Annotated in this window: 21 protein-coding genes; 9 read left to right on the top strand and 12 right to left on the bottom strand. The window is 62.2% G+C overall.

Translation table 11 applies throughout. The features are described 5' to 3' along the window. Positions 1-157: 157 nt before the first annotated feature. The 6 genes from rbr to nuoE form a co-directional block, all read right to left on the bottom strand. Complete coding sequence (gene rbr / locus J7G73_RS01355) at positions 158-817, bottom strand: rubrerythrin (RefSeq protein WP_291244932.1); 660 nt, start codon at positions 815-817, stop codon at positions 158-160. A 223-nt stretch (positions 818-1,040) separates the two neighbouring features. Then, on the bottom strand, positions 1,041-2,795 hold the full coding sequence (locus J7G73_RS01350; protein ID WP_291244931.1) for an NADH-dependent [FeFe] hydrogenase, group A6: 1,755 nt from the start codon (positions 2,793-2,795) through the stop codon (positions 1,041-1,043). An 18-nt stretch (positions 2,796-2,813) separates the two neighbouring features. After that, complete coding sequence (locus J7G73_RS01345; protein WP_087295745.1) at positions 2,814-4,604, bottom strand: NADH-quinone oxidoreductase subunit NuoF; 1,791 nt, start codon at positions 4,602-4,604, stop codon at positions 2,814-2,816. 16 nt (positions 4,605-4,620) lie between these two features. Next, positions 4,621-4,992, bottom strand: a complete 372-nt coding sequence (locus tag J7G73_RS01340; protein WP_087295746.1) for a (2Fe-2S) ferredoxin domain-containing protein — start codon at positions 4,990-4,992, stop codon at positions 4,621-4,623. Between the two features lie 9 nt (positions 4,993-5,001). After that, positions 5,002-5,550, bottom strand: a complete 549-nt coding sequence (locus J7G73_RS01335; protein WP_291244930.1) for a sensor histidine kinase — start codon at positions 5,548-5,550, stop codon at positions 5,002-5,004. 6 nt (positions 5,551-5,556) lie between these two features. After that, complete coding sequence (gene nuoE / locus J7G73_RS01330) at positions 5,557-6,054, bottom strand: NAD(P)H-dependent oxidoreductase subunit E (RefSeq protein WP_087183344.1); 498 nt, start codon at positions 6,052-6,054, stop codon at positions 5,557-5,559. Positions 6,055-6,328: 274 nt separating this feature from the next. Here nuoE and J7G73_RS01325 point away from each other — a divergent pair, with 274 nt between their 5' ends. The 5 genes from J7G73_RS01325 to J7G73_RS01305 are packed head-to-tail and all read left to right on the top strand — an operon-like array spanning position 6,329 to position 9,439. Then, complete coding sequence (locus J7G73_RS01325; RefSeq protein WP_291244934.1) at positions 6,329-6,682, top strand: DRTGG domain-containing protein; 354 nt, start codon at positions 6,329-6,331, stop codon at positions 6,680-6,682. After that, the gene (locus tag J7G73_RS01320) at positions 6,675-7,097 is read left to right on the top strand and encodes an ATP-binding protein (protein WP_291244929.1); all 423 of its coding nucleotides are present in this window, start codon (positions 6,675-6,677) and stop codon (positions 7,095-7,097) included. The genes J7G73_RS01325 and J7G73_RS01320 overlap by 8 nt, the downstream gene beginning before the upstream one ends. A gap of 15 nt (positions 7,098-7,112) precedes the next feature. Then, on the top strand, positions 7,113-8,399 hold the full coding sequence (locus J7G73_RS01315) for a [Fe-Fe] hydrogenase large subunit C-terminal domain-containing protein (RefSeq protein ID WP_291244928.1): 1,287 nt from the start codon (positions 7,113-7,115) through the stop codon (positions 8,397-8,399). Next, complete coding sequence (locus tag J7G73_RS01310) at positions 8,386-8,715, top strand: hypothetical protein (RefSeq protein ID WP_291244927.1); 330 nt, start codon at positions 8,386-8,388, stop codon at positions 8,713-8,715. The genes J7G73_RS01315 and J7G73_RS01310 overlap by 14 nt, the downstream gene beginning before the upstream one ends. Positions 8,716-8,749: 34 nt before the next feature. After that, positions 8,750-9,439, top strand: a complete 690-nt coding sequence (locus J7G73_RS01305) for a PHP domain-containing protein (RefSeq protein WP_291244926.1) — start codon at positions 8,750-8,752, stop codon at positions 9,437-9,439. Between the two features lie 87 nt (positions 9,440-9,526). Here the strand turns inward: J7G73_RS01305 and J7G73_RS01300 are convergent, their stop codons facing one another. From J7G73_RS01300 to rplM, 6 genes are all read right to left on the bottom strand, one after another. Continuing rightward, positions 9,527-11,578 (bottom strand): FAD-dependent oxidoreductase, encoded by a 2,052-nt coding sequence (locus J7G73_RS01300; RefSeq protein WP_291244925.1) that lies wholly within the window; start codon positions 11,576-11,578, stop codon positions 9,527-9,529. A 26-nt stretch (positions 11,579-11,604) separates the two neighbouring features. Next, positions 11,605-12,771: an iron-sulfur cluster-binding domain-containing protein gene (locus J7G73_RS01295; RefSeq protein WP_291244924.1), complete on the bottom strand. Its 1,167-nt coding sequence runs from the start codon at positions 12,769-12,771 to the stop codon at positions 11,605-11,607. Further along, positions 12,771-14,324 (bottom strand): NAD(P)/FAD-dependent oxidoreductase, encoded by a 1,554-nt coding sequence (locus J7G73_RS01290; protein ID WP_291244923.1) that lies wholly within the window; start codon positions 14,322-14,324, stop codon positions 12,771-12,773. Before J7G73_RS01290 ends, J7G73_RS01295 begins: the two co-directional genes overlap by 1 nt. A gap of 17 nt (positions 14,325-14,341) precedes the next feature. Further along, entirely contained in the window at positions 14,342-14,932 is a 591-nt protein-coding gene (locus tag J7G73_RS01285) for a TetR/AcrR family transcriptional regulator (RefSeq protein ID WP_291244922.1), read from the bottom strand. A gap of 438 nt (positions 14,933-15,370) precedes the next feature. After that, entirely contained in the window at positions 15,371-15,769 is a 399-nt protein-coding gene (gene rpsI, locus J7G73_RS01280; RefSeq protein ID WP_058967081.1) for a 30S ribosomal protein S9, read from the bottom strand. Positions 15,770-15,785: 16 nt separating this feature from the next. Then, on the bottom strand, positions 15,786-16,214 hold the full coding sequence (gene rplM, locus J7G73_RS01275) for a 50S ribosomal protein L13 (RefSeq protein WP_058967082.1): 429 nt from the start codon (positions 16,212-16,214) through the stop codon (positions 15,786-15,788). A 445-nt stretch (positions 16,215-16,659) separates the two neighbouring features. Between rplM and J7G73_RS01270 the strand changes: the two genes are divergently transcribed. From J7G73_RS01270 to J7G73_RS01255, 4 genes are read left to right on the top strand one after another with little or no spacing between them, the layout of a single operon-like run. Continuing rightward, entirely contained in the window at positions 16,660-17,388 is a 729-nt protein-coding gene (locus J7G73_RS01270) for a tRNA 2-thiocytidine biosynthesis TtcA family protein (protein WP_291244921.1), read from the top strand. Between the two features lie 45 nt (positions 17,389-17,433). Continuing rightward, a complete protein-coding gene (gene alr, locus J7G73_RS01265; RefSeq protein WP_291244920.1) occupies positions 17,434-18,612 on the top strand; it encodes an alanine racemase in 1,179 nt (392 codons plus the stop codon). A gap of 37 nt (positions 18,613-18,649) precedes the next feature. Then, on the top strand, positions 18,650-19,201 hold the full coding sequence (locus J7G73_RS01260) for a cysteine hydrolase family protein (RefSeq protein ID WP_291244919.1): 552 nt from the start codon (positions 18,650-18,652) through the stop codon (positions 19,199-19,201). Next, a complete protein-coding gene (locus tag J7G73_RS01255) occupies positions 19,198-20,736 on the top strand; it encodes a hypothetical protein (protein WP_291244918.1) in 1,539 nt (512 codons plus the stop codon). The genes J7G73_RS01260 and J7G73_RS01255 overlap by 4 nt, the downstream gene beginning before the upstream one ends. Positions 20,737-20,752 lie beyond the last annotated feature (16 nt).

Below are 20,752 nucleotides of genomic sequence, written 5' to 3'. Positions count from 1 at the left end.
GCTTACTGTCTCCATCACAGCTGTTCTCTGTGTCTTTGTTAACAGTTACACTTATATCATATGCGGCGGCAAAAGTCAAGGCAATCCCGCATAATTCCGAGTGGTGGAGCGCGCTGAAAAGGCCGGGGCAGCACGGCCCCGGCCTTTTGGGATTTATTTAGTAATTCTCGCAGCGCATCTCGAAGAAGCTCTGGGCGTAGCCGCAGACCGGGCACACCTCGGGGGCCTTCTTGCCCATGACCAGATGGCCGCACACGCGGCACTCCCACATGGTCAGCTCGCCCTTCTCGAACACCTGCTGCATTTCCACGTTCTTCAGCAGACGGCGGTAGCGCTCCTCGTGGCTCATCTCGATGGCAGCCACCTTGCGGAACTTCTCGGCCAGCTCGGGGAAGCCTTCCTCTTCGGCGTCCTTGGCGAAGCGGTCGTACATATCGGTCCACTCGTAGTTCTCACCCTCGGCGGCAGCCAGCAGGTTGTCGGCGGTGGCGCCCAGGCCGCCCAGGGCCTCGAACCACAGGCGGGCATGCTCCTGCTCGTTGCGGGCGGTCTTGCGGAAGACCTCGGCCAGCTGCTCGTAGCCCTCGCGCTGGGCTACCTGGGCAAAGTAAGTGTACTTGCCGCGGGCCTGGCTCTCACCGGCAAAGGCCTCGCGCAGGTTCTGCTCGGTCTTGGTGCCGGCATAGCGGCTGCCAGACTTGGGCTCCTCGATCTTCTCAAACACCGAAGCGGGCTTGCGGCAGCGGGGGCAGGTAAAGTCCTCAGGCAGGGGGCCTTCATGAATATAACCACATACAGTGCAACGCCATTTTTCCATTGTCATTTCCTCCATATTTCTTTCATGATTTTGGCAAGCATCGCCTGACGGCTCATGCGGTGCTGCCGCTTGATTCTTTCAATATTTTGTTGGTGGGTTTCGTTTCCGTGACTTAATGATAACATTTCCTATTTATGCTGTCAACCCATAAATAGGAATTTTTCTCATTTATTTTTTCAGGCACAAAAAAGCCCCGCAGCAGAGCTGCAGGGGCAACAGGGATTCAGAACAGACGGGGGCGCGGCGCGTAACTGGTATGCAGGATGTGGTGCGCCTTTTCGCTGCCCGGCTCGCCCAGAAATTCCGCGTAGACCTGCTGGACCAGCGGGTTCTCGTGGCTGCGGCGCAGCACGCTTGCCTCGTCCTGGTCATACAGGGCCTTGGCGCGCAGGGCGCGGATGTCGGTGAAGTTGCGCACCGGAGCAGGCTGGATGGGCTGACCGCCGCCGTTCACGCAGCCGCCGGGGCAAGCCATGACCTCGATCATGTCGTACTGCTTTTCCCCGCTGCGCACCATGTCCAGCACCTTGCCCGCGTTGGCGGTGCCGCTGACCACGCAGACCCGCAGGGTGAGCCCGCCCACCTGGTATTCCGCCTCCTTGATGGCATCGGTGCCGCGTACCTGGGTGAATTCCACCGGCTCCACCTTTTCGCCGGTGAGGGTCTCCACCGCGGTGCGCAGGGCTGCCTCCATCACGCCGCCGGTGGCGCCGAAGATGTGCCCCGCGCCGGTGGCCTGACCCATGGCCGGGTCGAAGTCCTCATCCGGTAGATCCAAAAAGCGCAGGCCGCTGCGGTGGATCATCCGGGCCAGCTCACGAGTGGTGATGGCCACATCCACATCCGGGATGCCGTCGCCCGCGGCGCTCTGGTCCGGGCGGCCGATCTCGAACTTCTTGGCAGTGCAGGGCATCACCGACACGCAGTAAATATTTCTGGGGTCCAGCCCCATTTTTTCCGCGTAGTAGGTTTTGCTCAGCGCACCAAACATCTGCTGCGGGCTCTTGCAGCTGGACAGATTGGGGATGAAATCCGGGTGGAAGGTCTCGCAGTATTTGACCCAGCCGGGGCTGCAGCTGGTGATCAGAGGCAGCTTGCCCCCGTTCTTCACCCGCTCCAGGAACTCGTGGGCCTCCTCCATGATGGTCATATCGGCGGCAAAGTCGGTGTCGAACACTCCGTCGAAGCCCAGGCGGCGCAGCGCCGCCACCATTTTGCCCTGTACATTGGTGCCGATGGGCAGGCCGAACTCTTCGCCCAGGGCCGCGCGCACGCTGGGCGCGGTCTGCACCACCACATGGCGGGTGGGATCGTCCAGCGCGGCCCATACCTTTTCGGTATCGTCCCGCTCCACCAGGGCGGCGGTGGGGCAGACCGTGATGCACTGGCCGCAGCCGATGCAGGTGGAATCCGCCAGCTTGCCCTCAAAGGCGCAGGCGATGTGGGTATTGAAGCCGCGCTCCACCACATTGATCACGCCCACGCCCTGGTTCTCGGCGCAGGTGGAGATGCAGCGGCGGCAGATGATGCACTTGGAGCTGTCCTTCACCAGGTGGGAGGCGCTGTCGTCGTCCTGCCGTTCGGGCAGAACGCCCTCAAAGGCGTTGGATTTGTCCACGCCATACTGCTTGCACAGCCGCAGCAGCTCACAGTCGCCGTTGCGCACGCAGCTCATGCAGTCCTGATTATGGATGGAGAGGATCAGTTCCAGATTCATCTTGCGGGCGTTCTGCACCCGCTTGGTGTTGGTGAATACCTCCATGCCCTCGCTCACCGGGTAGACGCAGGCGGGCAGCAGGTTCTTTGCGCCCTTTACCTCCACCACACAGACCCGGCAGGCACCGTTCACCCGCTTGATCTCCTTTAAGTAGCACAGGGTAGGGATGGTGATGCCCACCTCGTGGGCCGCCTCCAGAATGGTGGAGCCCTCCGGCGCCTGACAGGGCACGTTGTTGATCTTCAAATTTACCATATTCATAATTGCCGTGTGCCCTCCTTAGCCTTTGCTGATGGCGCCAAAGCGGCAGGTATCCATGCAGGCGCCGCACTTCACGCACTTGTTGGTGTCGATGCTGTGGGGGTTGCGCACACTGCCCATGATCGCGTCCGCCGGACAGTTGCGGGCGCACAGGGTGCAGCCGCGGCACTTGTCCGGGTCGATCTTGTACACCAGCAGCGCCTTGCACACGCCTGCCGGGCAGCGTTTGTCCTGAATGTGGGCCAAGTATTCCTCCCGGAAATACTTCAGGGTGGACAGCACCGGATTGGGCGCGGTCTGGCCCAGGCCGCACAGGCTGTTGTTCTTCACGAACTCGGCCAGCTCCTCAATGCGTTCCAGGTCCCGCATGGTTCCGTTGCCGCTGGTGATCTTCTCCAGCAGCTCCAGCAGCCGCTTGGTGCCCACCCGGCAGGGGGTGCACTTGCCGCAGCTTTCGTCCACGGTGAATTCCAAAAAGAACTTGGCGATGTCCACCATGCAGGTGTCCTCGTCCATAACGATCAGGCCGCCGGAACCCATCATGCTGCCGATCTTGCTCAGAGAATCGTAATCGATGGGGGTGTCGATCAGCTCGGCGGGGATGCAGCCGCCGGAGGGACCGCCGGTCTGGGCCGCCTTGAACTTCTTGCCGTCCGGGATGCCGCCGCCGATCTCCTCCACGATCTCCCGCAGGGTGGTTCCCATGGGAACCTCCACAAGGCCGGTGTTGTGGATCTTGCCGCCCAGGGCAAATACCTTGGTGCCGGGGCTGTTCTCAGTGCCCATGCTGCGGAACCACTCGGCCCCGTTCAGGATGATCTGGGGAATGTTGGCGTAGGTCTCCACGTTGTTCAGGATGGTGGGCCGGCCGAACAGGCCCTTCTTCGCCGGGAAGGGCGGACGGGGCCGAGGCTCGCCCCGGTTGCCCTCGATGCTGGTCATCAGAGCAGTCTCCTCGCCGCAGACGAAGGCGCCCGCGCCCAGCTTGATCTCGATGTCAAAGTTAAAACCGCTGCCGAAGATGTCCTCGCCCAGCAGGCCGTAGTCCCGGGCCTGGTTGATGGCGATCTGCAGCCGTTTTACCGCGATGGGATATTCCGCACGCACATACACATAGCCCTTGTCCGCTCCGATGGCATAGCCCGCAATGGCCATGGCCTCGATCACCGCATGGGGATCGCCCTCCAGCACGCTGCGGTCCATGAATGCGCCCGGGTCGCCCTCGTCCGCGTTGCAGCAGACGAATTTTTTCACCTTGCCCCGATCGGCGCAGGCCAGCTGCCACTTGCGCCCCGTGGGGAAGCCGCCGCCGCCCCGGCCCCGCAGGCCGGAATCCAGCACGGTCTGGATCACATCGTCCGGCGTCATCTCGGTGAGGGCCTTGCCCAGCGCCGCGTAGCCGTCAAAAGCGATGTATTCCTCGATGTTTTCCGGGTTGATCACGCCGCAGTTGCGCAGCGCCACCCGCTTTTGCTTTTTGTAGAAGCCGGTCTGGTCCAGGCTTTTGATCCGCTCGCCGTCCACCGTTTCGTCGAACAGCAGGCTGCGCACCGGGCGGCCCTTGAGCAGATGCTCGGTCACGATCCACTCCACGTGCTCTTCCTTCACCCGGCTGTAGAAGCTGCCCTCCGGGTAGATCACCACGATGGGGCCCAGGGCGCACAGGCCGAAGCAGCCGGTACGTACCACCTTGACCTCGCTGTCCAGCCCGTGGCGCTCCAGCTCCCGTTCAAAGGCCGCGGCAATGCGGTCGCTGCCGGACGAGGTGCATCCGGTACCGCCGCAGATCATCACATGGTTTCTGTACACTGTGCCGCGCCCCCTTTCACTTGGTCAGCGAACCGATGATGTATTCCTCCACCGGCTCGCCGTTCATCAGATGGTGATGTACCATGCGGATGGCCTTTTCCGGGGTCATCTTCACATAGGTCACCTTCTCCTTGCCCGGCTCATACACCTCTACCACCGGCTCATACTGGCAGATGCCGATGCAGCCGGTCTGGGTGACCTGCACACCGGCCACGTTCTCCCGGGCCAGCTCCTCCACAATGGCGTTCAGCACCGGTCTTGCACCGGCGGAGATGCCGCAGGTGGCCATGCCCACCACCACACGAATGGTATTGCTGTCACTCTCGCGGGTATTCACGGTCTGGCGCATCCGGTCCCGGATGGCCTCCAGTTCTTTCAGACTTTTCATGGGTTCGTTTCACTCCTTTTCCAGCAGGGGGGCGCTGTTTTCCTCGATGTATTCCCGGAGGAACAGCGCCACTTCGGGCTGTGCCAGAGACACACCGCCCAGGATCTGTTTGATCTCGCGGCTGTTTACCGCGAAGTTTTGGTCGTTCACATGCAGCTCGTAGCAAAAATCCCGCTCGGGGTTTGCCTGCATCAGGGCGGAGATGGTGCCCGCCATATCACCCAGCGGAGGGCGGTCGATGTGGGAAAGGCCGAACCAGGCGGTGACCCGTGTTCCCTTTCCCGGCGCGCTCTCGATGGCCACGTCGCCTCCGGTGAGCTGGGCGGTCAGCCGCAGCAGCGGCAGGCCAAGGCCCACCTTGCGGGTGGTGCGGCTGGTGTAAAAGGGGTCCAGCGCCGCCCCGGCCTGCTCATCGGTCATGCCCCGGCCGTCGTCCTCCACGGTCAGCTCCAGCCGGTCGGCGGCGGTGTCCATCCGCAGAATAATGCGGGTATTTGCCGCCCCGGCGGCCACCGCGTTCTGGGCGATGTCCATCACATGCATGCTCAGCTCCTGCATGGCCGCTTACTCGTACTTGGCCAGAATGGCGTCCAGCTCGGCGTCCTCACCAGTGAGACGGCCGTACACATCGTCGTTCACCATCATCACCGGGGCCAGACCGCAGGCGCCCACGCAGCGGCAGCTGTCCAGACTGAACTTGCCGTCCGGCGTGCATTCACCGTCGCCGATGCCCAGCTTCTCCTGCAATTTCTCATACAGCTTGCCGCTGCCCTTCACGTAGCAGGCGGTGCCCAGGCAGACGCTCACCCGGTAGCGACCCTGGGGCACCAGCCGGAACTGGGAATAGAAGGTGGCCACGCCGTAGACCTCGGCCAGCGGGATGCCCAATGCATCCGCCACCATGCGCTGCACCTCAATGGGCAGGTAGCCGTAGATCTCCTGGGCCTTCTGCAGAGCAGGCATGGTCACGCCGGGCATATCCTTGTGCTGGTCCAGCCATTCCGTGAGCTGCTGCTCCTGTTCGGGGGTCCCTGCGAAGGGCAGGGTGGAAAAACGCCTCATGTTGGGTATCCCTCCGTTTTCTGTTTTTTTCGCGGGGCCCGGGATAATTTTGAGTCCGGGCGACCGCCTGTATCGTTTACTCAGTGGTATCATTGTAACACAAAATCGCCCGTTTTCCTATAAATTTTGCATAGTTTTAATCTTCATAAAAGAAAAACAATTGGGCAAATTTTATGCAACCTGCCACAGACAGATTTTCCAAAGGCCATTGCCCGCTTTGCCCTTTTTGCCGTATACTGAAAGAAAAAAACCCATGGAAAGGGGCGAAACCGCCATGACCATTCAGGACATTCTGCACCTGCTTCCCGCCGAGCTGCTCACACCGAGCGCCCGGCTGGATACCCAGGTCCACAACGCCTGCGGCAGCGACATGATGAGCGATGTGCTTGCCTTTGTGAAGGACCAGGCCGTGCTGCTCACCGGGCTGAACAATCCTCAGGTGGTGCGCACCGCCGACATGATGGACATGGTGTGCATCGTGTTCGTGCGGGGCAAGCGCCCCTCGCCGAAGGTGCTGGAGCTGGCCGAGCAGCGAGGCATCGCAGTGCTGGCCACCCAGCGCACCATGTTCTCCGCCTGCGGTATTCTGTACCAGGCAGGCCTGCGGGGAGGTGGCGGCCATGACTGAGCCCATCCGGTTGGAATACACCGTGCCCGGCGACGATTTCACCCGCGCCGGGGAGGCCTCGGCAGACCTGAAGCACACCTTAAAGCGAATGGGCTTTCCCCCTGAGGCCATCCGCAAGGCCTCCATCGCGCTGTATGAGGGCGAGATCAATCTGGTGATCCACGCGGGCGGCGGGCAGATCTTTGTGGAGCTGACTCCCGAGGCCATCCGGATGCGGCTGGAGGACCAGGGCCCCGGCATCCCGGACATCGCCCTCGCCATGCAGGAGGGCTACAGCACCGCCTCGGAACAGGTGCGCAGCCTGGGCTTCGGGGCGGGCATGGGCCTGCCCAACATGAAGCGCTACAGCGACGAGTTTTTCATCGAATCCCAGCCCGGGCAGGGCACCACCATCCGCATGAATGTGCTTCTGTAAGGAAAGGTGGCCGCCATGAAACAGGAATTCATCCATTCCGTGACCCTGAACCGGGCGCTGTGCAAGGGGTGCATCAACTGCATCAAGCGCTGCCCCACCCAGGCCATCCGGGTGCGGGGCGGCAAGGCCATCATCGACCCGGCCCGCTGCATCGACTGCGCCGAGTGCATTCGTATCTGCCCCCATCACGCCAAGACCGCCGCCGCGGACCCACTCTCGGTGACTGAGCGGTTCGACTATACCATTGCCCTGCCGCCGCCCAGCTTTCTGGGCCAGTTCAACCGGCTGCCCGGGCCGGATCTGGTGGTGGACGGGCTGCTTGCTCTGGGCTTTGACGAGGTGTTTGAGGTGGGGCGCGCCGCCGAGCTGGTGAGCGACGCCACCCGCCGCCTGATCACCGCCGGGGGCCAGCCGCTGCCCCTGATCAGCAGCGCCTGCCCGGCCGTGGTGCGGCTGATTCGGGTGCGCTATCCGGACCTGCTGCCCCATTTACTGCCGCTGGCCCCGCCGGTGGAGGTGGCCGCCCGCATCGCCAAACGGGACGCCGCCCGCCGCACCGGCCTTGCGCCGGAGCGTATCGGCTGCGTGTTTCTCTCCCCCTGCCCGGCTAAAATCAGCTATGTGCGCAGCCCCTTAGGGGTGGAGCACAGCGCTCTGGACGCGGCGGTGAGCATCAAGGAGATCTATCCCCGCATGCTGTGGGCCATGAAGCAGACCCCCAGCGAGGGAAAAAGCCAGATCGGCCGCGCAGGCGTGCGCTGGGGCGAGAGCACCGGCGAAAGCATCAGCCTGCGCGGGGTGGACGACTACCTGGCGGCGGACGGCATTGAAAACGTCATTCGTGTACTGGAAGATCTTGAAGACGAAAAGCTGCCCGGCCTGCGCTTTGTGGAGCTGAACGCCTGTGCGGGCGGCTGTGTGGGCGGCGTGCTGCAGGTGGAAAACCCCTTCATCGCCAAGGCCAAAATGAAACAGCTGCGCCGTGGCCTGCCGGAGACCCGCTCCCGCCTGAGCAGCCGCCAGGTGCCGGACTTCATGCGATGGGACACGCCCCTTGCCTATGCCCCGGTGATGGAGCTGGAGGGTACCCGGGCCGAACAGATGGAGAAATACAGTCGGCTGCGGACGATTCTGTCCCAGCTGCCGGGGCTGGACTGCGGCGGCTGCGGCGCGCCCACCTGCGAGGCCCTGGCCGAGGATGTGGTGCGCGGCCGGGCAAAGCCCGAGGACTGCACCGTGCTGATGCGCCGCCGTCTGGAAGAGCTTTTGCAGGAAAGGAGCCTGGACGATGACCAATCTTGAACTGGAAAACCTGGGCTTTGTGCCCGCCGGGCCGGTGCCTGAGCATGAGGTGACCGGCGGCTTCTGCTGCGACCTGCTCAGCTGGGCCATGAGCCGCTGCACCGAGGGCAAGGTCTGGTTCACCGTGATGGGCAACATCAACACCGTAGCGGTGGCCAGCCTGGCCGACGCGGCGGCGGTGGTGCTGTGCCAGGAGGCCGTCTGGATGCCGGACGCGCTGGAGCGGGCCGCCCAGCAGGAGGTGGCCCTGTTCACCACCGACCTGCCCGCCTACGAAGCCGCTCTGGTGCTGGCCCGCAAGCTGGGTCAGCTGTGAGCGTTTATGAAAATCTGAAGGGAGGAACCCGGGCATGCGGTACGACCTGCACATCCACTCCTGCCTTTCCCCCTGTGCGGACCGGGAGATGACCCCCGCCACCATTGCGGGGCTGTGTGCTCTGAACGGGGCCGATGTGATCGCCATCGCGGACCACAACAGCGCCCGGAACCTGCCCGCCGCGGCAATCTGCTGCAAGGCCTACGGGGTACAGCTGCTGCCCGCGCTGGAGGCCAACACCGCCGAGGAGATCCATCTGCTGTGCTATTTCCCCACGGTGGAGGCGGCGCTGGCCATGGGCGACGCCCTGTACGAGAGCCTGCCGGAATTCGACTGGGACCCGAACATCTGGGGCCCGCAATGGGTGATGAACGAGGACGACGAGATCATCGACCAGCCCAAAAAGCTGCTCACCGCAGCCGCCGGGCTGACGCTGGAAGAGACCGCCCGCCTCTGCCGGGAGCTGGGCGGCATTCCGGTGCCCGCTCACATCGACCGGGACAGCTATTCCCTTCTCAGTGTGCTGGGCCTCTGGCCCGAAGAACCGGAGTTTTCGCTGGCGGAGCTGGCGGACCCGGACCGGGCCGCGGCACTGACTGCCGCCGGGCTTGTTCCCCCGTCGCTGCCCTTTCTCACCGGCAGCGACGCCCATTGTCTGGAAGCCCTGCGCACCGAGTTCCCGCTGCTTGCGCCGGACTGCCCGCTGTGCGCGCTTCTGAAATGAGAAAAAACAAGAAAACGATCCCCCCGGGGCCGGCGATTTGCCGGATTCCCGAGGGGATCGTTTTTGTTTTCATCTAATGCGGTTTGATTACAGCCGCTCGGCCACCTTCCAGGCCTGCCAGACAACGGTGCGCAGGTTGCCCACCTTGCAGGCATCACCGATCACATGCACGTGGCGGCCCTTGGCGAAGGCCGGGGCCGGGGTGTAGCCCACGGCCAGGATCACATCGTCCGCTGCCAGGGTCTGGCTTGCGCCGTTCTTGTCCTTCACGGTCACGCCGTTGGCGTCGATCTTCTCCACGCTGCTTTCCAGATGCACCTCCACCCGGTTGGCCTCAAAGAAGTCCCGCAGGTAGGAGGAGTTGGCCAGGCACAGGCCACGCACCGCCATCAGGTCGTTCTTGGCCTCCACGATGACGGGGGTCTTGCCCTTGCGGTACAGGTCATAGGCGATCTCGCAGCCGCTCAGGCCGCCGCCGATGATGACCACACGCTGGCCCACCGGCTTACCCTCCAGATAGTCCACCGCGTCCATGGCCCGGTCTGCGCCGGGGATGGGCAGCTTGCGGGCAGCCGCGCCGGTGGCCACGATGACCTCGTCCGCCTTGAGCTGGGCAAGATCGGTCACGTTGGTGTTGAACTTCACCGGGATCTTCAGCTGCTCGATCTGGCGGCGGTACCACTGGATCAGCTCCTTGTCCTTCTCCTTGAAGTCCGGCGCGGCGGCGGCGATGAACACACCGCCCAGACGGTCGGTCTTCTCGTAGATGGTCACCTTATGGCCCCGCAGAGTGGCGATGCGGGCGGCCTCCATGCCGCCGATGCCGCCGCCGATCACCGCGATGGTCTTGGGCTTCTTGGCGGGCAGGATGTCGTATTTGTGGCCCTGCATGGTAGTGGGGTTCAACGCACAGCGGGCCATGTGCAGCACATCGTTAAAGTCCTCGTCGTTGGCCACGCCCTTGTAGTGGGCCAGGGCGAAGCAGCCGTTGTGGCAGCAGATGCAGGGCTGGATGTCCTCTTCCCTGCCCTCCTTCAGCTTGGTGATCCAGGCGCCGTCCACCAGGAACTGCCGGGCCACGCCCATGCCGTCGATCTGGCCCGCGGCGATGGCCTGCGCGCCTGCCTCCGGGGTCATGCGTCCGGCGCAGACCACCGGGATGTCCACAAACTTGCGGATGTGAGCCACGTCATCCAGGTTGCAGTTCTGGGGCATGTACTGGGGCGGATGGGCCCAGTACCAGGCATCGTAGGTGCCGTTGTCCGCGTTGAGCATGTCGTAGCCGGCCTCCTGCAGGTACCGGGCTGCCCGCTCGCTCTCGGCCATGTCACGGCCCACCTCGGTGTACTCCTCGCCGGGCACCGCGCCCTTGCACAGGCCCTTGGTCTTGCTTAGCACCGAATACCGCAGCGACACCGGGTAGTCCTTGCCGCAGGCCTTTTTGATAGCCTGCACCGTCTCCACCGCGAACCGGTAGCGGTTCTCAAAGCTGCCTCCGTATTCATCGGTGCGCTGGTTGGTGTAAGGCAGGGTGAACTGGTCCATCAGGTAGCCCTCATGCACCGCGTGCACCTCCACGCCGTCCACGCCCGCCGCCTTGCACAGCTTGGCGGTCTTGGCGAAGGCCTCCACCAGCTGGTGGATCTCCTCTTTGGTGATGGGCCGGCACATCACATCCTCGGCCCAGCGGGAGGGCAGCTCACTGGGAGACGCACACAGGAACGAGGCGTCCACGATGGGCTTGGCCAGGGTGCCCAGCGCCTTGTTGCGCAGCAGGATGCTCAGATGATCGGTGATGGCAAAGCTGCGGCCGAAGCCGGCGGTGAGCTGCACGAACAGCTTGGCGCCGGTGGCATGGATTTGCTCCATGTAGGCCTTCAGCTCCTTGAACATGCCCGGGTTCTGATACAGCCACCGGCCGCCGATGGGGTCCCGCAGAGGGGCGATGCCGGGGATGATCAGGCCCACGTTGTTGTGGGCGATGTTCAGAAAGAACTCCGCCGCCACCTTGTCGAAGTGGTTGGGTTCCATCCAGCCGAACAGCGAGGTGCCGCCCATGGGGCACATCACGATGCGGTTTTTCATCTCCACATTGCCGATTTTCCAGGGGGTGAACAAGGGTTCATAACGCTGATCCATTGGGATGATTCCTCCTCTTTTGTTGCTCAGTATGCCACCGGCACGTCGATCTCCATATCGCTCAGCGGGTAGGTCACGCAAGGATGGATGAAGCCGAACTTCCGATCCGCTTCCCGGCGGCCGTCCCGGCCTTCAGCCACATGGTATTCACCGGCCAGCCACTTGCTGTGGCAGAAGCCGCAGCCGCCCGCCCGGCACTTGTTGGGGGCGTTCAGGCCCGCCCGCTCCATTGCGGTGAGCAGGGTCTCGTTCTGCATGGCGGGGATGGTGTACACCTCGTCCCGCATGTGTACGGTCAGGGTAAACTTGGCGGGATTCTCCACCGGCAGGTCGCCGCAGCAGCCCGCGTCCCGGTGGACCGCCTTTTTCGGCAGGCCGTAGGGGGCCAGCTCCTTTTCCACAAAGTCGTACATGGCCTGCGGGCCGCACAGAAAGAAGGTGCTGGCGGCAATGTCCGCATACTGTTCCACCAGCTTGGCGGTCACAAAGCCCTTTTCGCAGCCGGGGCACTCCTCGTCGCTGAGCACGTAGACCACCTTCAGCCCCTTGCAGCGGGCGGTCAGCTGGTCCAGCTCGGCCCGGTAGGCCAGCTGGTTCGCGGTGCGCGCGCCGTAGAACAGGGTCATCTGGTAGTCCTCATCCCCGTCGGCCAGGCTGGAGGCCATGGACATGAATGGGGTGATGCCGCTGCCGCCCGCGATGCACACGATGCTGCGGCTGTCCCGCAGGGTCTCGTAGTGGAACTCGCCGGAGGGCTCGGTCATCACGAAGCGGTCGCCCACCTGGGCCTTCTCGTTCAGATAGCCGGACACAAAGCCCGCGTTCTCCACCGCCAGCACCAGCTCGCCCGCCAGGGCCTGCCGGGGGCTGGACACGATGGAATAGGGGCGGCTGACCAGGCTGTCGCCGATCTTCACCTGAATGGAGGCGTACTGGCCGGCCCGGAAGAAGGGGAAGGCCTCGCCGTCCACCCGGCGGAAGGTCAGCTCCCGGATGGTGCCGGTCAGGGGGCGGGCGGCGGTCAGCTCCACCCGCATGTAGCCGGGGTGCAGCTTCTTCGCCAGGGTATTGGTGCGGTATTCCTGAGGCAGCGGAGTGTTGGGGCCTTCCGCCAGCATCTTGCGGCGGTTGGGCACCAGCTTTTTAAACCGCAGCATATCCATAAAACCAAAAGGCTGTTTCTTGAAATTCATTACGCCTTCGCCTCCTTCTTCAAATCGCCCACCGTCTGACGGCCGGACAGATCGCCCGACACATACGCGCTGGAGTAGCCGCTGGAGCGCATGGCGTAGCCGCCCGCGAAGCGCAGGCCGGGGCTCATCAGCGCGTCCTCCTTCATCATCATCATGCGGGGCATCAGGCTGTCCCACTCGGCGGTCTCATAGCCGTAGATCACGCCCTCGGGATGGCCGCAGTAGCGGGCGTAGGTGGTGGGCGATGCCACGCAGATCTCCTCGATGGCATCCCGGATCTTGCAGCCGGTCTCCCGCTCGAATACCCGGATCATATCGTCGGCTACCCGGTCCTTGGCCTTGAAGTAGTCCTCCTCGGTCACGTTGCCCCAGTCGTCGGACATGAACATGGTGGTGAAGTACATCATGCAGGTGCCCTCGGGGGAGCATTCCGGGTAGGCGTTGTTCAGACACACGGTGGCCTGCACGTGGTTGGTGCTCACCTTGCGCATCATATCGTACTGCTTCACGGTGTCGGCGGTGTCGTAGATAAAGTAGTTGTGGCTGGTGATGCCCAGCTCCTCGGCCGAGCGGTTCAGACCCAGGAACAGAGTGAAGCCGCGGCCCGCGAAGGTACGGCTGTTGGTGGCGCGCACCATCTGCTCGGTGACCGCCTTCTTCTCCAGCATCTTACCGAAGACCAGGTGGGGCGAGCAGTTGGCGATCACGTGGCGGGTCTCGATCACCTTGCCGTCGGTCAGCTTCACGCCCCGGATGTGGCCCGCGTCGTCCGCCAGAATGGTCTCGGCCTCGGACTGGTACCAGATGTCGCCGCCCAGCTCCCGGATGCGGGCATCCATTGCCAGACTGATCTCGTGGGAGCGCATCTTGGGCATCCAGGCATCCCGGGTGATGTAGCGGATGACCATGGAGCCGTAATGCAAAAAGCTCATGCGGTCGCAGTCCACGCCCAGGTAGCACCAATAGGCGTTCAGGATGTCCTTGGCCTTTTCGGGCATTTTCAGCGCGTCCAGCACCTGGTTCACCGAGTAGCTGCCCGCCTTGATGAAGTTGGGGAAGTTCTTCTTCATGTACTCGGAGTCGGTGTTGCCGTTCACCGAGTTGGAGTAGGTCTGGGCGTCCCGTACCTCGTTGCACAGCTCGAAGAACTCGGTCATGGACTTGCGGCTGCCGGGGCAGTATTCCTCCATCTTGTCGATGAAGGCCTGGATGCCGAAGGGCATTACGCAGTCGTATTTTTTATCGGTGGTGATCAGGTGGTAGGCTTCCGGGATGCGCACCCAGTCGATCTTGTCCTCCACGCCCAAGCTGCGGAAGAGGGTGCGGATGTCGCCGGGGTCTTCGGCGGAGCCGAAGTCGTTCAGCTCGTGCAGGCTGGCCTCGAACTCGAAGCGGCCTCGCTTGAAGCTGGTGGCAAAGCCGCCGGGCAGGTTGTGCTTTTCCAGCAGCAGGCAGGAATAGCCCGCCTGCAGCACCCGAATGGCTGCCACCAGGCCGCCGTTGCCTGCGCCGATGACCACCACGTCATAGGCCTTGTTTGCATTTGTTGCCATAGTGTTCCTCCTTTGGTTTATCCCAACAGGTTCCGCGACCGGTACAGCCAGTGCTGCAGCTCCTCTTCGCTTTTCACCTGCTTGTAGTAAGTTAATACGATGCGGTAATCCTCGGTGAGCTCCCGGTCGATCTCCTCCTCCGAGAATTCCAGGTAGCCGGTGGCCATCATGACCGCCATGGAATAGCAGTAATAAACCATGCGCCGGTGCAGCTCGGTGGCCTTTTCCCGGCTCAGCTCCAGGCTGGCCTGCAGCTGGCGGATGGTCTCCTCCGCGTTGGGGTCCTCGAACAGGGTCTCCACCGCCGGACGCTGGCGCAGATAGACCAGCCGGAACAGGTTCTTCTGGCTGCGGGCGAAGTTCAAAAAGGACAGCGCCACCTGCTTGTAGCTGCTGGCCTGCGCCCGCAGATAATGCTCCCGTACATAGTCGATGAGGGCCGTGTGCAGGGCGTCCATGCTCTCGAAGGCGGAGTAGATGGGCTGGGTGGAGCAGCCCATGGCCCGGGCCAGACTGCGCACCGAAAGCGCCTGCGGCCCCTGCTGGGCCACCAGCTCGGCGGCGGCCTGCAGAATATCCTGTTGGAAAATGCGTTTTTGCGGCGGCATCGCTGCTCCCTCCTTTCCCGGTTAAATAACATGTGTTATTTATACTTATCCTACTACAGCGCCTCTGCAAAAACAAGCCGCTTTGCAGATTTATTAACATGCATATTTTTTCTTTAGCTGCTTGCACAAAACACCATTTTCCCTTTTATGCAGAGCAGACAAAAGACTGGCAATATGTGCAGCATTTCGTTTCCTGTATTTCTGCTCACACAAGCTTCAAAAACAAAGCAAAAAAGTATGGTCTCAAACGTCAAAATCCGTTTCCAGTTATCCTATTGGGTAACCAATTCCACTCATTTTCGGGCGCTTACCCAGCTTGTAGCCCACAAGAAATGGGTTACAAGTCGCTTTTATTTTCCAATTTATTCCAATTAAGCACAAAAAGAAAGCCCTGGAAATCCTCGGATTTCCAGGGCTTTTGAAGGTTTCTGATAACGATTAGCGCTTGCTGAACTGGGGTGCGCGACGGGCAGCCTTCAGGCCGTACTTCTTACGTTCCTTCATACGAGGATCGCGGGTCAGGAAGCCAGCCTTCTTCAGAGCGGGGCGCAGGTTCTCGTCGTACTGCAGCAGGGCGCGAGCCAGGCCGTGACGGATAGCGCCAGCCTGACCGGAAACACCGCCGCCGCCAACGCGAACGACCAGGTCGAACTTGCCTTCGACCTCAGCCACAGCCAGAGGCTGACGAACGATCAGCTTCAGGGTCTCCAGGCCGAAGTAATCATCGATATCGCGGCCGTTGATGGTGATCTTGCCGGTACCGTTGTAAACGCGAACACGGGCAACGGAATTCTTACGACGACCGGTGCCGTAGAAGTAAGGTTTAGTCTCGTACATACTCTATTGCCTCCTATTAAAACTCGTAAACTTCGGGCTTCTGGGCAGCCTGCTCGTGCTGAGCGCCCTTGTAGCAGCGCAGACGGGTCATGGCCTTGGCACCCAGGGTGTTGGAGGGGATCATGCCCTTAATGGCAACGTACATAGCCTTGTCGGAGTTCTCCGCCATCAGGGTCTTGTACTGGATCTCCTTCAGGCCGCCGATCCAACCGGAGTGAGTACGGTAGTACTTCTTCTCCAGCTTCTTGCCGGTCAGAACAGCCTGGTCGCAGTTGATCACGATTACGTGATCGCCGCAGTCCACGTTGGGGGTAAAGGTAACCTTGTTCTTGCCACGCAGCAGAACAGCAGCCTGGGCAGCAACGCGGCCGAGGGGCTTGCCCGCGGCGTCGATCACATACCACTTGCGCTCGATCTGGGCGGGTTTAGCGAGAGTAGTGCTCATGTCGATTTTCCTCCTGAATTTGTTTTGAACAGTCGCGCCGGTGGGCGCGGGAAACATTCCATTGAAAGCGCACTTTGACGCAAGAGTGATTATATCTTACTTTGCCCGCCGCGTCAAGCACTTTTTTCGATATTTTTAATTTAATCTGGTCAAACTCTTTTATTCTCTCTCTTGCTCTTGTTTTCTCTCGTTTTCTCAAATTCGATTTTTTCAAAAAGTTTTGCAAAAGTTTGTGCAAGCTGCCCGCCGCATGGTATAATGGCCGCAGCCGGTCGCAGAACGCCCGAGTCCGCCCGTGGATTTCCGCTTTTTTGCCCGGCAAAAAGAAGGATTTTTTGTTCGCAAACCGGCAAGGCATGCTATAATATAGGGTAGGCTTTTTGCCGGCGGCATAGCCTTTCTTTTATAATACTATATATAATACAAAGCGAAAGGTGGTACTGCCATGCAGCGGCTGGAAGGCCTGATGCGCAAAGCCATTCAAGAATACAAAATGATCGAGCCCGGCGACCGGATCTGCGTGGGCGTTTCCGGCGGCAAGGACAGTGTGGCCCTCACCGTGGGTCTGGCCCATCTGCGCCGTTACATGAAAATCCCCTTCGAGGTGATAGCGGTGAGCCTGGACCCTCAGTTCAGCGGCAAGTCCACCGATTACGCACCTCTGGAGGAGCTCTTCGCCAAGCTGGAGGTGCCCTTCGAGATCCGGCGGTCCAACATCGGGGCCATCGTGTTTGATGTACGCAAGGAACCCAACCCCTGCGCCCTCTGCGCCAAGATGCGCCGTGGCCTTTTGCACGACACCGCCAAGGAGCTGGGCTGCAACAAGGTGGCGCTGGGCCACCATCTGGACGACGCCATCGAGACCTTTTACATGAATCTTTGGGGCGAGGGACGGCTGGGCTGCTTCTCTCCGGTGACCTATCTCTCCCGCAAGGACCTGACCATGATCCGGCCCATGATCCTTGCCACCGAGAGCGACGTGCGCCGTGCAGTGAAGCACGAGGAGCTTCCAATTGTAAAAAGCGCCTGCCCGGCGGATGGCGCCACCCGCCGCCAGGAGATGAAGGAATACGTGGCCGCCATGTGCCGCAAGGACAAGGCCTTCCGCCAGAAGATGCTGGGGGCCATGCAGGGCGCGGACCTGGACGGCTGGGCCCCTGTGGCCAAGGGCTGACGGCATTCAGCCCCTTTCAACACGATAACATCGAGGTGTTTTGGTTTGAATTTCGAAAAGCATTGCTGGGCCGAGGTGGATCTGGACGCACTGGCCCATAACTTCCGGCTGCTGCAGCAGCATGCCGGGTCCGCTGCCGTGTGCGCGGTGGTCAAGGCCGGAGCTTACGGCCACGGCGACGGCATCGTCTGCCGCACGCTGGCGGACGCGGGTGCCAAGTGGTTTGCGGTGAGCTGCCTGGCCGAGGCATTGCACCTGCGCAGCGGCGGCGTGACCGGCGAGATTTTGATTCTGGGTCACACTGACCCGGCCTGTGCGGCCACCCTGGCCTGCCACCGGCTGACCCAGGCAGTATTCAGCCCGGAATACGCCCAGGCCCTGAGCAGCGCGGCGCTGGAGGCTGGCGCCCGGGTGCGCTGCCATCTGAAGATCGACACCGGCATGGGCCGGCTGGGCTTCATTGCCCGCTGCGAGGAGGATATCCCCGCTTGTCTGGACCAGCTGGAGGCCTGTTTCGGTCTGGAGGGGCTGGAGATCACCGGCATGTTCCAGCATTTCGCAGTGGCGGACAGCCACGCGGCAGCGGATGTGGAATACACCAACCGCCAGCACAGCCTGTTTGTGCAGGTGAAAGAGAGTCTGGAGGCCCGGGGCCACAAGCTGCGCACCGTGCACTGCTGCAACTCCGCCGCTCTGGTGGAGCATCCGGAATGGGGCATGGATCTGGTGCGGCCGGGCATCGTGCTCTACGGCTGTGACCCCAGCGACGAGGTTCATCTGGACGGCCTGCGCCCGGTGCTTACCTTAAAGACCGTGGTGAGCCAGGTGAAAGAGCTGCTGCCCGGTCAGGCTCTCAGCTACGGTCTGCAGTTCACCGCCAACGCGCCCCGCAAGGTGGCCACCCTCTGCGTGGGCTATGCGGACGGCTATCCCCGCCTGCTTTCCGGCAAGGGCGTCTGCTCCATCGGCGGGCACTCCGCACCGGTACTGGGCCGGGTCTGCATGGACCAGATGATGGTGGACGTGACCGGTCTGGACGACGTGCAGGAGGGCGACGAGGCCGTTGTATTCGGCGGCCCCGGTGCCGACAGCCTGAACGACGTGGCCAACAAGGTCGGCAGCATTCCCTACGAGATCATGTGCGGTCTGGCGCTGCGCGTTCCCCGGGTCTACCTGCGGGAGGGCCGGTGTGTGGCCATTGCAGATTATCTGAAACAGATGTAAAAAAGCAGCTGTGAAAACGAAAGGATGTGCCCGCTATATGAGCAAGCTTTTGTGTGTTGTGGACTATCAGGTGGATTTTGTTTCCGGCGCGCTGGGCTTTGACGCTGCCCGCGCCCTGGAAGCTCCGCTGGCAGAGCGGGTGAAGCAGGCCCTGGCCGATGGCTGGCAGGTACTGTTCACCCGCGACACCCACGGCGCGGAATATCTGACCAGCCGGGAAGGGCGCTTTCTGCCCCTTCCCCACTGTCTGAAGGGCAGCGAGGGCTGGCATCTCTATGGCCGGCTGGCGGAATACGAGCAGACCGTGCTGCCGGGCGTGGCTTTTCTGGACAAGCCCACCTTCGGTGCCGAGGGCCTGCCTGCCGCGGTGCGGGCGCTGTGCGGCGGCGAACCGGAGGAGATCGAGGTCTGCGGCGTGGTCACCAACATCTGCGTGGTGAGCAACGCCATTGTGCTGCACTCGGCCTTTTTGAACGCGGATATCACGGTGCGGTCGGACCTGTGCGCCGCCGGTGACCCGGCGGACCACGAAAACGCCCTGCACCTTCTGAAGGGCATGGGCTACCGCATTGCGGAGGGCAACCGGTGACCGGGCCGAACATTCAGGCCGGGCTGCGCCGGGCGGTGTGCCTGCTGTTTCTGGCCGCCTTCGCCTGCATATTTCTGGTGATCGGGCTGCGCGGTCATCTGGACCTGAGTGTCTGCAGGGTGGCGTTCTGTGCGCTGCTGGCGCTGGGTGCCTTTGCACTGCGCCGCTTTCTGCCTCTGGTGGACCGACTCAGCCCCGGCCGCTGGCGAGCAGTGTTCGGCGGCGGTCTGGCGCTGTTGCTGGTGCTGCAGCTGGGCAGCGGTTTTCTGCTGTTGCAGGACCTGACCATCTCCCCCTTTGACACCGAGGCGGTGCTGCGCACCGCCACCGAGCTGGCGCAGGGTACCGTACCGGCATTATACAATGATTACTTTGCCAGTGTAGACACCAATGTTTTCTGCATGTTCGTGCTGTACTGGATGTACCGGCCGGTGTATCTGCTCACCGGAGCCACCGGCCCGGCCTGGGCCATGGGGCTGAATGCTCTGTGTCTGTTCATCGCGGCGGTGTGCGTATGCGGTGCGGCGGGGCTTCTGTGGGGCCGCCGGGGCAAGGCGGCGGCGCTTGTGCTCTGCCTTATCTTCCTGCCCTACTACATCTTCACTGCTTTTGTTTACACCGACACCATGGCCGCGCCGCTGGTGGCGGGCAGCCTGTGGGCCTTTCTGGCTCTGGAAAACCGCTGGGGTCATCTTTCCCGAAGGGCCCGGCTGCTGGGCTGCGCCGGTCTTGGCATTCTGGCAGGAGCTGCTTTTCTGATGAAGGGCAACGCTCTGCTGCTCTACCCGGCCTTTGGTGTGTATCTGGCATTACGGCCCGGGTTCTGGGCCGGTTTGCGCCGCGCCTGGCGCAGTGCGCTGGCTGCTTTGCTGCTGTTCTGCCTGGGCAGTGCGGCGGTGATTTTCGGCTTCAACACCTACAAGTGGAACTGCGGGCTGCTGAATCTTTCCCTGTATGATTCCATGCACACCCCCACCACCCACTGGATCATGATGGGACTGGAAAACGACGGCGCCTTCAACAACGAAAGCTTTGCCTACACCGGCCGCTACTCCACCATTGAGGAGAAAAAGGCCGCGAACCTGGCCCGCATCCGGACCAACCTGGAGCATCTGCTTTCCAGCCCGCAGAGCCTGGCCTGGCTGTTTTTCACCAAGGCGGAGACCGACTGGGCGGACGGGCTGTACACCGCACCCCAGATGGTACACCTGGCACCTGTGCAGCGCACCTGGCTGCACGAATGGTTCTGTGTGGACGGCACACACGCGGGCCTGACCGCGGATTTCGGCCAGGCAGTTTACTGGCTGCTCTGGGCATCCGGCTTTGCGGCCGCGGTACGCGGGCTTTTAAACCGCCGCCGCATCGGCGATCATGGCCTGTTCTTCTGCACGATCTGCCTGCTGGGCAACCTGGTGTTCCTCACCCTGTGGGAGGCCAACGCCCGCTATCCGTTTTGTTATTCCTGCTGCCTGCTGCTGTTCGGGGCCGCCCTGCTGGCCGCGCCCCGCAGCGAAGAGCAAGGCACATTTCAATAAAGTTTAAAATATAGGA

This window comes from Allofournierella sp. (genome assembly GCF_017889395.1).
Lineage (GTDB): Bacteria > Bacillota > Clostridia > Oscillospirales > Ruminococcaceae > Allofournierella.
This window is presented reverse-complemented; position numbering and strand designations above follow the sequence as displayed.